Genomic DNA, 14,142 nt, shown 5'->3' with positions numbered 1-14,142 from the left:
ACCTGTGTGACACCACAAACCGGGAACAGGCACAGAGGCAGGATACTCCTTTTTTCCATGCCGAAATAGCGAAAAAAATCAAAGGTTGTATCGATGCGGACGGTTATATCCGGCCCGGCCTTACCATAAAGGAGCTTTCAGATGTGCTTCATACCAACCGTACCTACCTGTCCGGGTACATCAAAACTACGTATGACATGTCGTTCCGCGATTGGATTATCGGACTTCGTATAGAATATGCGAAACGTCTGCTTGCGCGATATCCGAGGTTGACGGTTGCCGACATCTCCGAGAAATCCGTTTTTTTGTCACCAAGCCATTTTATAAGGCTGTTCAAGGAAAATGCGGGCTGTACCCCTAAATGGAGGAAAACAGAGGCGGAATAATACGGTGTGTTATGGATGGAGGAATAGCCCAAACGACAAAAAATAGCCTAAACTACAAAACTAAAATGTTCTAAACCACAAAGATGTGCGATTCTGACAATTGAGACAATTTTTATAGGCAAGAATCGGGCTGAATTTAAATCTTTTCGCTTATTTTGCACTTGTCGGTTGAGCCTGCGTCATCTCCAAAAAGAGTAAAACAGGGTTTTATGGGTGATTTTAACGTGTGTAAAAGAAAATGCTACCCAAATAACTTCAAATAAAGACAACTCTATTTCAAGCGGCAAATGAGTTCTACAGCTTGAATTTGAATAATACAAACAATAGGATTCTCCTTTAAAAAGTCATGAAAAAGATTCATTTACTTCATTACTTATTGTTGTGCTACATGGTTCTTGCGGTAGCTACATCGTGCGGCGATGACGAGGATGACTACGCCCCCGACAATGTAAATGATCCCGAGAAACTAACTGATCCTTTGCCTACTACCGACCAGTTAGGCGTAACACACAACAACACGCTTTATTACCTTTCGTTCTGGAGCAAAGAAGACCATATGATATCCGAGAACATGATAAACCGTTACAAGGAGGCGGTTCCTTATGCTCCGGGAAAGAAGATGGAGGTTGGCGACGCGTTCTTCTTTACCCGGCAGGACATTGACCGGATTCAGTCGGATACCGATTTGCTGGCTGACATCAAGGATATGTTCCATAAGCGGAGCATCGTGATGATGATGGAGGGAGGAACGAACGAGGATTTTAATACCGTCTGCACGTTGCTGGATTGCTATAATCCTTATGCGAAGGAAGATGAGTCTTATTCGGACGAACTGCCGCTGTGGGTATTTTCTGGACCGCTTCCGTCGGCGAGCGGATTCTATTCCAAGCTCAATGCGCTCAGTACTGCTACCGGAGCTGATGGCAAAGAATCTGTACAGACGATTAATGAATACGGGCAGGGATTTCATTGCGACATGACAAGTCAAAGTTTACAAAGAGCCCTGGAACCGAAAGCTCCGTCAAACGGTTCGTCGGATTTGAAAAACTTGATATCTGCCTATATCGTTATCGGTCAAAATAGCTATACCGCACCTCCTGTTCATGGACATGAAGGTAAAGGGACAACCGATAATTTTCAAGTAGAAGCTAAGATATGGACCGCTTATAGCAAAGACCGGAAAGAACATTTTTATTTGGTAAATCTGGGTTTTATAGCCTATGTAGAACCTTCTTTTTATGGAGAATGGCATACCAAGGTCAGTACTCTGAAAATGAAAGGGTATGGCTTTTGCCTGACTGACGTAAATTTGGAATTCGCTCCGGTTCACCCGAATGGTGCCATTATTCATGCACATTCCCCGCAAACTACGGAACGCCAGAGCTCTTATACCAGCAGTGTCTCTTTCGAGTTAGGAGGAAGTGTCAGTGTCACTGGACCAGAGATTTCAGGAGGAATAAGCATTTCCAATAGCCATACGGAAACAATAAATGATATTGAAGTTATCAATAGAACCAATCCGGCCCAAGGAAGCCCACAGCTTAGGTGGTAGTTTAATTTACGCGAACCTTCTTCACATTTTAATATGTTTTGTTACGCGTCGAGTGCTGTCAATGGAGGTGCTAAGGCCGGGATAACCACTTGTAGCTTGTCCACAGATTTTATTATTTCTGTACCTGATGGAGCTGACAACGAATGGAAAGTAAGCATGTATCCAACACTGAAAACATATTTCTTTAGTGACCTTTTTGGATTCCATGATCAATATGAAACGCTATTTGATGATGCGGCAGAAAGCTGGATTGGCATCGAAAAAGTTTTTAACTTGCCGACTGTCGATCTGAAAGATGAATGATTTGTTACGTTGATATTAATAATTTCTAAAGTTATTGGATTATGAGAAAAACATTCTTGGTGATGAGCAGGCTTATCGATTTATTTGTGGATATCTTGCCTATAGATGAGCTTGGGTTTAAACATGTCAAACTTCAATCAGAAGGGAGACCACCGTATAATCCTGCAACATTACTAAAATTGTATTTATATGGTTATAAGCACTCAATAAGATCATCAAGAAAGTTGGAACACTTCCTGTAAAGTAAATGTGGAATTATGGTGGCTATTAGGAGGCTTAATGCCCTCTTTTCGGACAATTGCTTATTTAAAAAAAAATAATGCGGAGGCTTTTAGAAAAGTCTTTAGGCAGTTTGCCCTTATGCTAAAGGATATGGGTCTGATAGAAGGCGAAACCATAGGTATAGATTCTTTCAAGATATTTGCCCAAAATAGTCTCAGAAACAATTATACACAAAAGAAGATAGACAGACATCTTGAATATATAGATAACCGTATTGAAGAATTTGAAGTAGCTTTAGATAAGACTGATAAAGAAGAAGAAAAAGAACTTCTTAAATCTAAGATTAAATTACAACAAGACAGGCGTAAGAAATACGAAACTCTTGATACGGAATTGAAGAATAGTAATGATACTCAAATAAGTCTAACAGACAAAGATTCAAGAGCATTAATGTTAACCAATAATGTATCAGGAGTTGAATATGCGGTTCAAGCAGCCTTTGATAGTAAACACAAATTATTGGTTCACTCTCATATTGGAGCATCAACTGATAAAAGAGAACTATCAACAGCGGCATTGACCGTCCAGGAACTACTACAATTAGATTCGTTCAACACACTTAGCGATGCCGGTTATACTAGCGGCGACCAACTACAAGCCTGTAAATATTCAGGAATATGTACTTATTCATCGCCTATGCCATCAACATCACCTAATTCGAATTCCATACCACTGGCTGAATTTCATTATATAAATGACGGAGATTATTATATCTGCCCTTGTGGAGAACAAATGACAACAACAGGGAAATGGAGAATCCGTCCCAATTATAGATCAAAAGTATATAAAACATCAGCTTGTGTAAATTGCTCAATAAGAGAAAAATGTACTCAAAATCAAAATGGCAGAGTAATAGAAAGAAGTGAATATCAAGATGTAATAGATGAAAATAACGCCAGAGTTATGAATCATCTGTTGCAAGGGCGCGCAGCAGACATTCGTAATGTCGCACAACTTCCGCCTCTTCACCGCCCTGACGGGAACTGCCACAGCCCCCCAAAAACAGTCCAAACAAAAAGACTAAAACAGTTGATCGTTTCATGGTGCTGTTTGTTTAATGGTTAAATTACTGGTCATGCACACAACGGACACTACCGCCCAGCAGATAATGATAACCATAATATTCATTAAACCCTGCAGGTAACCCGGCCGGACTATGAATGTCATTACCGGCACCATGCATTAAGGCCCATCTATTACGATTAACCCTATATGTGGGCGCTGTTTTTCCAGCTCCGATATCAGGATTCCAATATATTCCTGTATGTAATACAGAGGCAGGAGAATGTCGTTGAGGTGATGAATATATCATTGGAGTTTGTGTCCAGATAGCTAAAACGCCTTCTTCATATCCACCATCGGGGGCAGATATGGCTGGAAAAGACTTAGCTATTCCCGCACCGCTTTCTATCAATCGAGTAAATACAACAGGATAAGAGCCTGTTATAGACTGTATCAGATTAATAACCTCCCAAGCCGTAGGGAGTCGCCAGCCATCGGGGCAGGCACGTTGGGGAATACTGCCATAATAAATGGGTCCGACCATAGCTGGTGCCAAAGAATATGAACGAGGACGAGCAGCCATATTAGGACCTCCTTCCCTACTGGCGTCTATCATCCAACAAACACCACCATTACCCATACGGGTAGTCTGATAGTTACTGCCACCGATACGCATAAGTTTCATGGAATTTCCGAAACCACAAGCCGGTTGCTGGCTTACATGCAAACGATATTCCAATTCGTTAGCAGAATTTCCTGTTCGTATGGAAAGGACAGCACTACGCATATTCTGGGTAAAGTTCTTACTGTTTGCCGAAATAGTAACCGTGGCTGGTACTCCCGCTGTACCCGAGGTTTGGCTGAGTGAAATCCATGAAGGTTTTCCGGTTATTTGCCAATTGGTATTCTCTGTAGTTATATTTACGGGTAATGAAGCGACACCTATTTGGATATCACCGTCAAAAGCGAACACCCGTTTGTCCACCGTCAGCCGTTTGTTCCCTCGTACTATTACTTCTTCTTGTACCTCGTTCCACGGCACGATACGGCATTTAAGGGTATGGTTTCCTTTGAAAGCTTCCTCGGGAGTTTGGGCCGGCAACCCGTCCACACTTTCCACTTGTACTTTATATTCATGATTACGCAGAATATCCATCGGCACTCCCGAACCGTAGTCCTTGAAGTCGAGGCGGTAGTAACCGTCTACCGACGGCTTAGAGCCGGTGAGATACGGCTTCACGTGCATAACCAGACAAAGGTCGTCCAGCGCATTCCCGCCCGAGGGGCGGTTCTTGTTGTCCACCTCGCACAGGTAGAACGTCTTTTGTGAGCCGTTGAAAATACCGATATTCCCGGGTGACACATCGCTGTTCAATGAGGTGAATGTACCCCGTGTCTGCCGTGCCCCGACGGGTACGGTGGGAGTATTCACTTGCTTGCCCGTCACATTATAGTTGTCCGGTGCAATGCGTCCTTTTGCCCGGTAATTGTACAGCCGCAGATCGTTGTAATAATAGAAAAAGCCTTTTAGGTCGGATTCAAGAGGATTGATAAGCGTGAACTTAGCTACCGCACGTATCATCGTCACCTCTTGGGGAGCGCCAGAGGGAGAGAAACCTTCGCCCACCGCTTGGTTGGGAAGCTCGCCCCACATGGGTATGCCATTCGTAAAGTCGGGTGCGGCATCCGTTCCGACATCGAATGCCAGGCGGTTCATTACCCCCTCTTTCTGTTCTCCGAATGCAGCAGCAAGGGTATTCACCTGCTCACGGACATTGGCAAGCACCACGAGTGTCTGATGTTCGGGAGCTCCCATCAGCTGTACACGTACGGTTTGTGTGCCGATATCGTATGTACCCTGTGCACGGTAGAAGAATGTACCTTTCTTTATATTCGTAGGATCTGCAGGATCAACCTTGAATGAAAGTACATCTACAGTATTGATTCCATTTTCATCTATAGCACGTGTCAGCGGCGCACGCGTTTCGGAACTTTGCGAGGTGTTCATTTCAGCAGCCTGTTTTGAAGCACCGGTTTTAAAGTTCAGGTAAATAACGGCTGTATGTCCGTTCGCTTGCGGCACCGACTGCTCCGCATCATCACTGCAAGCGGTCGGAAGGAGCGCCGCCATTGCAATCCACAGCACAGCTGAGGCATGTCGCCTCCACAGATATGCCACACGGGTGAAACCGGATAAACCGGAAGTCTGAAATCCTATATTCATTTTTCTTCTTTTTTTAGTAATATATCTATTTTTTATATCAACTTTCTTACAAACTAAATTGCATCGGTCATATACCGTCTTACTTATTTATCGGCGAACAGACGAACGGAAAACCCGTGGTGTTTAACGTCTCTGTAGTTCGCGAACGCAGAGTACGAGTAGAAAGACACGTTCCAAGCATTGCCGAGGAGGCTGGGAAACTCCGTGCTCGACCAATACCGACCATATTCGCCTCGGGCTTCGAGCAAACCACTCGAAATGAACGTTGGGAAGGAGATATAACCGGCAGCCGGAAAAATACGAACGACAGCCTCGGAAGTATGGCTATCCCACCAAGAATCATTATTGATAGTGCTAATGTTTCCTGTAAATGCGCTGCCCAAGTAAACACAATCCACTTTCAATAGGGAAGTAAAGTCATGGTTGGCAAACGAACCCACGCGGGTGTAACGGTAAGCACAAACCATATTATTATCAGTAGCAAGAGGGAAATCGGATAGGGAAGAATCATCGATAGGATTACCGGTACCTTGTTTGAAACGCAGAGCGTAACAAACACCGTTACCCGAAGAGAAATAATCGTTGGCGAAAGTTTTTTTGATGCCACCGAACTCAATAGCCTCGTTGACATTAGAAGTATTAGTAGGGGAATCATATTGGGTATTACCGCTGTAGGAGAAAACGCCCGTCAACTCCCAGCGGGAAGGCAGGTGGTAACCATAACCGGGATGCCCCAGTTTAAAAAAGACATCATCAAAGAGCTTCTTGGCATTTGGATTGTAAGTATCATTATTCTCTCCTGTGAGCACGTACCAATTATAATAACCGGATTGGTCATTGCTATGGCTCGAAGCCCAATGAAGATTAGGGTCAGTCTGGGCTGCAGTGGGAGAAATACCCGGAGGAACGGAAGAAATGAAAGGAGAATTATAGATAGAGCCACCGGCGAGGTTATATTCGGCAACATAATCCAAAGGCGTACCGATCTGCTTAATATTGATTTTAGTATAAAGTCGTCCAGCCCGTATCTACAGATAACCATCCTTGAATCCCTTGCCATTCGTGATGGCCTGCAATTCCTCCGTAACCGGATTGGTGAGAGTGGCGCCAGCCGCCCCACTGTTTTGACTGGGTTTCAGCCATGAATTAGAAACTGAAATTGTTGTTCCGTCGGCATTATAGGCACCGACCTTCCACCCACTGGGGTAATTGGTGCGCACAGAAAATTTGTTCTGTGTGCTTGTGGCATCGTGCTTGCCTTGAAGTGTCATCGCCGTTCGGGTCACTGCCAAGAAATGCCCCGATTCATTGAACGTTATATCTGTGAATGCGTCTATCACGATGGGCACTACTACGATGTTATGGTTGGTAAAGTTGTCCGGGCTGGTTACAGCCTCGTTCAAAGTGGCAAACCCCGGCCCTTTCACTTCCTTGATGGTGAAAATATAGCGGTGGTTGCGCAGAATGGGCATGTATTTACCCTTTTCGTAAGGACTCGTGCCACCGCCCTTGATACCGTCCCATGTATAATCCATTCAGTAGTAGCATTCTCTTCCTTGATAGGCAAGATTTATAACTATACAAGGACGGCTGCCGCCGGAGATAGCCGACTGTTCATTCAAATAATAAGTGATGACATTCGGAGATGCGGTGTTTGCAGTTCCCTCAAGCGGGTGCCCGCCACTGACTGCTGGCTGCGATGTGGCAGGCAGTGTGGGAGTCATGTATCCCGATTGTGAAGCGGTGGTATTGTATGTAGCAAGATCTACCCAAACGCGTCCGTTGCCTACGGAATTGACGAAGTAAACCTTTCCCGCAGCTGTCGTGGCTCCCGAAGTTGTAGGATTGATGATATCCACCTTCGCCAGCATGCGGATAAGCGGTATTTCCTGCGCAATGGTTTGCGACACACCGGCTTTCAGTTCAAAGCCTCCCACCGGGGCATGCTCGCCGTACATGGGTATGTATGTGCCCGTACCTTCTTGTCCGAACCTACCCACGACTTCCACTTGCTTAAGAGCGTCATAGGTGGAACCGGCTGTTATATTTGCCAGTTCTGTTTGGGCATTAGCTATGAGAGCTATACGTTTGTATCTGCCCGCAATAACGGGCACAGAGAAGTATTTCGTATCCGAAGAGCCTGAAAGTGTATGCAACGAGCTGCCCGGAATATCATATTTCACCTTGACTTTCTCCGTACCGCCTTCATCGGCAAACATCAGTACGGTAATCTCTGTTATCCCTTTCTCGTCTACACCACGAGTATTCGCCGCCCGGAAATCGGGAATCCTGACAGAAAGTGTCACTTCGGCCGTCTCACCTTTGCCGGACACGGGCGGAACAGGAAGAATGAGTTCGTCTTGCCGGCACGAAAGTACGAGCGGCAGTAATAACAGGACCGACAGCAGGTTGCGGAACGGTATGATGATTGAACTACTTGGCATAATATATTGTTTTATGATTTGCATTTCATGATTGACCGGTGCGTTTTTTACACTCCTCCGGGTTTTACATTCTGATTTTCCCAATTCCTGATCGTTATTTTCGCATGACCGTTTGTAAAGGTAATCTCGATAGGAATGGTTACTTCAATATCTTCCTCCATCGGTATGTGGTAGCGGGCAATAAGCCCTGCCAACGAAATCGGGGGCACGATATGGTTTCCCGTGGTGGGATCGATAATTTCCACCATGCCGGGGGTATCGGCCTTGAAACGGGGGATGTCAGTCGTGGCATTAGCATGGCGGTTGGTGACATCATATGCTACGGCAGGCTGGAATGTCTTGTTCCGGCTTACGGACTGGAGACGCCATGTGCCCGAGGTTTCGTCGAACACCGGTCGCAAGGCTGACTCCATGCCCGTGATGTGTACCACAGGCTGCACGCTCACACCATCAAGGTGAAGACTTACACGGATAGTGCCGGGGCTGAAATTGACAGTATGGTCTCCAGTCTCGTGCTCACTGACCGTAAGTGGCGTGACAGCGAAAAGAAGCCGATCAAGCGTGGGGATGGAAGCGGAAGTCTCCGCATGCGGGTGTGAGGCGGAAAGGTTCCTTATGGTTTCTCCTTCGGAAAAGCCGCCGAGCTTGGTCTGTGCATCCGAAGCATTCGCCCAGAGCACGACAGTGTAGTTTCCCTGCGGCAGATACATCTCAACACCCTGCAAACGGTCAAGTTCACTCTTCTCCAGCGTCTGCATATGCTCAATACTGCCATCGGGACGGTACACACACAGCCTCACCCTCTGAACACGCTCTCCGAAAAGGTCAGCGGCAGAGCCGCGAGGCTTGTAGGTAAATCGTAACAGGGTATCCAGAGGGCAGCCCTCCAGGGACTCCCTGATGCACCTCGACAAGACTAAGGTTAAAATACCGGAAAGCATCAGGAAGCGTATAGCTTTATACAATTTCATACGTAGTATCTTTTAGGTGAATAACTGTGGTTATGACTTTATATGAATATACGTGTTATGATTTAACAGGTTATAGAAATACAGGTCGTGAGGTCAGGGCAAAAGACACCCACGACCTGCTTACATTCCGCCGTGCGAGAGGAACTGGTGAACTAGTAAAATGAGCTAAAAATCTCCTCTACGCAAACGGACTTGTAAAAGAAACAAACAAATACAATATACCTTGATGGTATGACAGTTAGAGATTAGGCTTGACAGGAACGACCGTCCAGGCTTTTACCGTCACCTTCAACCAAACGCTGACAGCACTGGTATTAGGTATTGTGGAAAGGTTGCTCTCGTCAAATGTAAAGTCGGCTTTCGAGATAGTATAAATCTTTCCTTTTTCCAGTTCTACAATATTGCCACTGCCATCTTTGAATCCTCTCACGGTGATAAACTGGTCACCTGTGCCGAAATTCACGCTGCTGCCGGCCTTAGCAGCCAAATTACTCAACTTAAATACGAGCTGGAGTTGCTCGTTCGCGTCAGTACTGTTACCGTTAGGAACAACCTGATATGCCCAACGTTGCCCTGCAGTTGGCGGAATGACTTCCTTTGGGATACCTGTAGCAGCGACGGCAGACTGGTCAAAGAGTTTTCCAGCGTTAGCAGGGGTGTAAAGCCCCTGTCCTTGAGCATAGGCAGCAGGAGTAGCACCATATTGTACTTTCGTTCCCACAACGGTACCGGCCAGGTTGAACTTTTCAAAGAAGTTATTCACATAGATTCCTTCCAGCGTAAAACCATCCACCGCACTGGAGGCCGTAGTCGCCAGACCTTCGATTTCGACACGTGCCACGGCAGGACCGATTTCCACTTCGGCATACTTGTCACCGTCCGTTATTCCAGGGGCATAAGGCAGGGCCGGACTACCGGTAGTCCATGTCTGCAGGGGTTTGTCATCGCCGCTCAACACCACATCCGCAACTGCAGACTGGCTTGTGATTTCCAGTTGTACAGCTTTCAATGCAGCTACGGTTCCACCTGTAGGCAATGAAGTTCCGGCAGGAATATTACCACATACCGTTACAGTGGTAGCCGCCGCGGGTACATCCGTTATTTGGGTACCGGTAGTCAGATTCGCAATCGTGATGGGAGTGGTTGTAGTCGCGTTCACATATTTCAGAATGCTGGTCCCGTCATGGAAGTATACATGCAGATTACTTACCGTAGCAACCGTTCCCGAGGCTACAGGAGGCTCGGTCGATCTCGTCAGCGTCGGCAACTCCAGCTTCATGAATACGCTTCTCGCTTCCCCGTTCTTTACGTCAGGCACTTCGATGTCATCGTTACTGCACGCGGTGAATGCTGCAGCCATAGCAACCATTGTAAACACGCTTAACAAACTTTTTTTCATAATCATTGTAATTAAATTGTTAATAAAAAAATAAACACTAATAAAACACTTGTTAATATTTAATTCGTACTTATACTTTTTTTCCTGTTTTGTTCTTTCTACTTTTTACTATTTCCCTTCCGCTATCCTGTCCAGTTCCATACGGAGCCCGAAGAACTTGGGAATGAGGTCCGACAGTTCCGGATCCAGGGGAATACGCAGGACAAGATTGGGATTCATGCGGCAGGCCGCAAGCATATGTTCCACTGCTAAGTAATCATCGCCCTGCCGGGCGCTTACCACAGCATGCAGGTATTCCTTGCGGGAATCTACGGGTAACTGGTCTAAAAGAGCGGAAGCCTCTTTATGATAACCGAGCTGTGTCAGGCAAAGGGCGGTGTTATAGTCAGGCCGTTTTTCCAATATCGGCAAGGCTTGCCGGTATTGTCGCTCTGAAAGGAGCCGCAAGGCTTCGGCATACTCTTCTCCCTGCGGAGTATATACGGGACCGCTTGCCGCAAGAGAGTCTGTCTCCGCAGAAGCTATGACATATTGGTCCAGAGCGGAACGGTCAACCAGGTCGCTAAGCGAGGCCACAATGAAGAGCAGCGTGTCCGAGGCGGCAGGCCGCCATGTGCTGCGGTCGGTGGCTTCCACGATAGACTCTAGCCGCACACGGAGCTTTTTCATTCCATCGGTGACGGGCAGAGAATATACATAGTTGTAGATATAATCATGTCCGGAAACTGAATCCGAATTCTGGCGGACCATCACGGAGTCGATATAGGGGAAGGGAATCATACGCCGGCGGATTTCATCACGGTTACGGTCATTCATCTCATTTTCGGCAATCCGGTCGTAGAAATAACGGTGGCGGGAGATGTCCATCGAATCGGTGGCGGTGAGGACATAGTTGTGTATGTTGGACAGGCTGCGCCCCCCCGTTATAAAGGTCACGGAATTTCGAAGGTACACGATCGGCGGTAAGCTCGCGTTCCAGCCGGTACATCGGCCAAAAGGAGGCCGTACGATGATATTTACGGTCATAGGAGGCCCACAACCCGAGCGTGTCACGACCAGCCACATAGCGCCGTACGCTTTCTTCGATCCGCTTGCGTTCCAGGCGGTGACGGAGTGTCGCACGGTTGGCCTGCGTACGCGTGTTCCAGAAATTCTGGCGTTCAAGGGCAAGGCGTTTCCACTTCTCGTAGGCAAGCTGACGGTCGCGCTCCTTGCCGTAAAGTTCATAGAAGAACCTCTGCCGGCAGGCGATATCCTTATTGATGCCTTTACGGTCAAGATACACACTATCATAAGCCGAAGGATCGACAATTCCATTAAGAAACAGCCTGTACGCCTTATAGTCCGCTTCCTGCATGCGGGTAAAGGAAGAACCGGAAAGCACAACAGGTGGTAGCGGGAAGCCTGAACTGTCAGAGGTGCAGAGCATCGGGGTGAGTGTGACACGCCAGCAACTGTCAATCAGGAGGGAAGGGACATGGATATTGAATTCCAAACGCACGGAACCTTCCCGCATGGTGACCTGCTTGACGACCGTGCGTGCAGCGACGATGTCAACACCGCCCAGGTGTATGGTTTTCCATACGTCATCCGTACTGTCGGAGACCTCTTCGAACTCACCGGGAAGAGTGTCCGAAGAAGTGGTGAACCCCACCTGTTCGGCAAGCACTCCGGAAGGTGCGCTCTCCTCGTGGGGAAGAAAAATATTAGGACGGCCGGACTGCATAAACAGCCGCATAGTCCGCGGTTCGCGGGAAGTGGAACAGGACACGGCCAGTAACACTCCCGCGCAGAAAGCGGCGGCCGTTATGTGGGATTTGAGATACTTATTCATCATTCAACTTTTTATATCTTGTTTCAACAGATAAGATGGTTTCAGAAAAGATAAACCAGATTAACGGCGGTACGTGTGGGTGTCACATAGACACCGGAGCCCTTGCCGGTACGCTTACCGCAGTTCACGCAACGGTAACGTTCCCAGTCGGCCCAGACAACACCGAGACCCAGTTCGAACTCCAGATTCCAGCGACGCGAAAGGGGGCGCACCAGCCCCGCAGAAAGCCCGCCGCCGAAAGCTGTGCCTTCGTAACGGTAGCGATGTCCGAACAGACCACCCGCATTATATATGGAGAACACACCGTGGAGCCCGATAAAACAACCCCTTCCGTAAGTTTCGCGCATCCAATAACGCACACCAGGCTGGACTGTGAAGTTTTTAAGCTTGCCGTCATCCCAAAGACGGAAAGGATTGTACTGTACGGGAAGATGGGCGGACCAATGCGTGGAAAAAGCCATGGAACCCTCCACATTCAGATTCCCCGTACCTAAACCCACCAGATTGGTTCTGACAGAATAAAACTGCGCGGAAACCTTGTCTGAATACACAAGGCAGGCCAAGACACAGGCAAAACATAAAAAGTACTTTTTTCTATTCAAATTCATAATTCAAACTAGGATAACTCAAACTTTAAGTGGATAAACAAAACATGCACCCAAAGTAAACGGATGAAAAGCTGTGTCATCATAATAAGACTGTTCTTATTCTACGTGCAACCTGTAAAAATGAAGTATTTTAATGAACAAGAAACAGTTTTATATTATCACATCTGTTTTGTTTTTCCTGGTTGCAAAAGTAATAACACATAAATCACGAGTTACAAAATGAAACCACAAATCTAACGTCCGCATTGCATAAAACATTATAATACAGAAACATAAAGACTTCGTTCTTCTTATTTTTCTAACACGACGCTAACAGATGATTTACAACCTTAAAAAATATAGGGCAATCAATAAGTTTCTGACAATTGACTGGAATAGTAACAGATATTATAATGAAAGCATCTTCATACTTTCCGGACATACCTCCTAGGAGAATTAAACCTGTTATGGCTTACCTCCATGACAAAACCATTCTACAATTACATCATTCCGGTATTATGGCAAAAACAATCTGAACATATTCTAGATTTAATTACCGGATGATGCATTAGTCATTGGAACCTAGTATAAAGTTGAAATACCTATCCCAGAAGGCTTAAGAATAATTCTTTATTAGCTGTTTCCGTAGATTTAATACGTGATTTGAGCCGTGACTTGCGAGCGTATACATTAGCCACCGTATCCTTCATGAATAAGCTAATTACTTGCGGTGAAAATCCTACAAAAATATAGCATAATAACCTGGTGTCGGAAGCTTTCATAGTTGGAAAATCTTCCTTGAGCTTGTACATGGCATTGTCATGACAAGTGTTTACGATTTTTTCCAATTCTTGCAGTATGCCATTGTTTTCTGCAAAATCTGTAATTATCTGCTTTACTTCATTAAATATGACTGACTGTTGCGATGTTGTATTTTCACGTTCATAGTAGGTCTTTCCAAGTTTATCGACAATGTCAAAGCGTGAAGCAGCCAATCCTCTTAAATAACTTTCCGTAGTCTGCTGTTTTTTCACGCGTTCAGTAAGAGCCTTGTACTCGGAATTGGCTTTCTCTGTCAATAACAAATAATGGTTGGTACGATCACGTTGCATGCGTAAACGTTGGCGGACGATATACCAGGCAATTCCAATAATAAAA

The 14,142-nt window shown here is 46.0% G+C and carries 14 protein-coding genes and 1 pseudogene; 6 read left to right on the top strand and 9 right to left on the bottom strand.

Features of this window, described 5'->3' with window-relative positions:
• The 5 genes from BSAG_RS15975 to BSAG_RS0222885 all read left to right on the top strand — a co-directional run.
• Positions 1-386, top strand: a 386-nt coding sequence (locus BSAG_RS15975; protein ID WP_032852327.1) for a helix-turn-helix domain-containing protein, incomplete at its 5' end; no start/stop codon positions are given.
• Between the two features lie 346 nt (positions 387-732).
• Positions 733-1,938 carry a hypothetical protein gene (locus tag BSAG_RS15980; RefSeq protein WP_004308143.1) on the top strand — a complete coding sequence of 402 codons (1,206 nt, stop codon included), beginning with the start codon at positions 733-735 and terminating at the stop codon, positions 1,936-1,938.
• 33 nt (positions 1,939-1,971) lie between these two features.
• Positions 1,972-2,241, top strand: a complete 270-nt coding sequence (locus BSAG_RS15985; protein ID WP_004318665.1) for a hypothetical protein — start codon at positions 1,972-1,974, stop codon at positions 2,239-2,241.
• 41 nt (positions 2,242-2,282) lie between these two features.
• Positions 2,283-2,483, top strand: coding sequence for a transposase (locus tag BSAG_RS24020; protein ID WP_004318667.1), 201 nt, complete (start codon positions 2,283-2,285; stop codon positions 2,481-2,483).
• A 7-nt stretch (positions 2,484-2,490) separates the two neighbouring features.
• Positions 2,491-3,588, top strand: a complete 1,098-nt coding sequence (locus BSAG_RS0222885) for a transposase (protein ID WP_008016044.1) — start codon at positions 2,491-2,493, stop codon at positions 3,586-3,588.
• Between the two features lies 1 nt (position 3,589).
• Here the strand turns inward: BSAG_RS0222885 and BSAG_RS15990 are convergent, their stop codons facing one another.
• The 7 genes from BSAG_RS15990 to BSAG_RS0222870 all read right to left on the bottom strand — a co-directional run bounded on the left by BSAG_RS15990 (position 3,590) and on the right by BSAG_RS0222870 (position 11,499).
• The gene (locus tag BSAG_RS15990; RefSeq protein WP_004308145.1) at positions 3,590-5,749 is read right to left on the bottom strand and encodes a BACON domain-containing protein; all 2,160 of its coding nucleotides are present in this window, start codon (positions 5,747-5,749) and stop codon (positions 3,590-3,592) included.
• Between the two features lie 83 nt (positions 5,750-5,832).
• On the bottom strand, positions 5,833-6,723 hold the full coding sequence (locus BSAG_RS15995) for a hypothetical protein (RefSeq protein WP_004308146.1): 891 nt from the start codon (positions 6,721-6,723) through the stop codon (positions 5,833-5,835).
• Positions 6,724-6,777: 54 nt separating this feature from the next.
• Complete coding sequence (locus BSAG_RS0222880; protein WP_004308147.1) at positions 6,778-7,284, bottom strand: hypothetical protein; 507 nt, start codon at positions 7,282-7,284, stop codon at positions 6,778-6,780.
• Entirely contained in the window at positions 7,285-8,193 is a 909-nt protein-coding gene (locus BSAG_RS0222875) for a fimbrial protein (RefSeq protein WP_004314562.1), read from the bottom strand.
• Between the two features lie 47 nt (positions 8,194-8,240).
• Positions 8,241-9,134, bottom strand: coding sequence for a FimB/Mfa2 family fimbrial subunit (locus BSAG_RS16000; RefSeq protein WP_224202606.1), 894 nt, complete (start codon positions 9,132-9,134; stop codon positions 8,241-8,243).
• Between the two features lie 268 nt (positions 9,135-9,402).
• Positions 9,403-10,563, bottom strand: coding sequence for a hypothetical protein (locus BSAG_RS16005; RefSeq protein ID WP_004318672.1), 1,161 nt, complete (start codon positions 10,561-10,563; stop codon positions 9,403-9,405).
• A 108-nt stretch (positions 10,564-10,671) separates the two neighbouring features.
• Positions 10,672-11,499 carry a hypothetical protein gene (locus tag BSAG_RS0222870; RefSeq protein ID WP_225693909.1) on the bottom strand — a complete coding sequence of 276 codons (828 nt, stop codon included), beginning with the start codon at positions 11,497-11,499 and terminating at the stop codon, positions 10,672-10,674.
• A 419-nt stretch (positions 11,500-11,918) separates the two neighbouring features.
• On the opposite strand from BSAG_RS0222870, the gene BSAG_RS25190 reads away from it, so the two are divergent.
• Positions 11,919-12,431: a hypothetical protein gene (locus BSAG_RS25190; protein WP_171033839.1), complete on the top strand. Its 513-nt coding sequence runs from the start codon at positions 11,919-11,921 to the stop codon at positions 12,429-12,431.
• A gap of 7 nt (positions 12,432-12,438) precedes the next feature.
• Here the strand turns inward: BSAG_RS25190 and BSAG_RS16010 are convergent, their stop codons facing one another.
• Positions 12,439-13,005 carry a DUF3575 domain-containing protein gene (locus tag BSAG_RS16010; RefSeq protein ID WP_004318675.1) on the bottom strand — a complete coding sequence of 189 codons (567 nt, stop codon included), beginning with the start codon at positions 13,003-13,005 and terminating at the stop codon, positions 12,439-12,441.
• Positions 13,006-13,586: 581 nt separating this feature from the next.
• Positions 13,587-14,142, bottom strand: a pseudogene (locus BSAG_RS16015) (hypothetical protein); the annotation flags it as partial.

Source organism: Bacteroides sp. D1 (assembly GCF_000157095.2).
Lineage (GTDB): Bacteria > Bacteroidota > Bacteroidia > Bacteroidales > Bacteroidaceae > Bacteroides > Bacteroides xylanisolvens.
This window is presented reverse-complemented; position numbering and strand designations above follow the sequence as displayed.

Excerpts from the sequence above, each read along its gene's own strand:
- BSAG_RS16010 (WP_004318675.1), bottom strand. The coding sequence starts at position 13,005 with ATGAATTTGAATAGAAAAAAGTACTTTTTATGTTTTGCCTGTGTCTTG.
- BSAG_RS0222875 (WP_004314562.1), bottom strand. The coding sequence starts at position 8,193 with ATGCCAAGTAGTTCAATCATCATACCGTTCCGCAACCTGCTGTCGGTC.
- BSAG_RS15980 (WP_004308143.1), top strand. The coding sequence starts at position 733 with ATGAAAAAGATTCATTTACTTCATTACTTATTGTTGTGCTACATGGTT.
- BSAG_RS0222880 (WP_004308147.1), bottom strand. The coding sequence starts at position 7,284 with ATGGATTATACATGGGACGGTATCAAGGGCGGTGGCACGAGTCCTTAC.
- BSAG_RS15990 (WP_004308145.1), bottom strand. The coding sequence starts at position 5,749 with ATGAATATAGGATTTCAGACTTCCGGTTTATCCGGTTTCACCCGTGTG.
- BSAG_RS25190 (WP_171033839.1), top strand. The coding sequence starts at position 11,919 with ATGCGGGTAAAGGAAGAACCGGAAAGCACAACAGGTGGTAGCGGGAAG.
- BSAG_RS16000 (WP_224202606.1), bottom strand. The coding sequence starts at position 9,134 with ATGCTTTCCGGTATTTTAACCTTAGTCTTGTCGAGGTGCATCAGGGAG.
- BSAG_RS24020 (WP_004318667.1), top strand. The coding sequence starts at position 2,283 with ATGAGAAAAACATTCTTGGTGATGAGCAGGCTTATCGATTTATTTGTG.
- BSAG_RS16005 (WP_004318672.1), bottom strand. The coding sequence starts at position 10,563 with ATGAAAAAAAGTTTGTTAAGCGTGTTTACAATGGTTGCTATGGCTGCA.
- BSAG_RS15985 (WP_004318665.1), top strand. The coding sequence starts at position 1,972 with ATGTTTTGTTACGCGTCGAGTGCTGTCAATGGAGGTGCTAAGGCCGGG.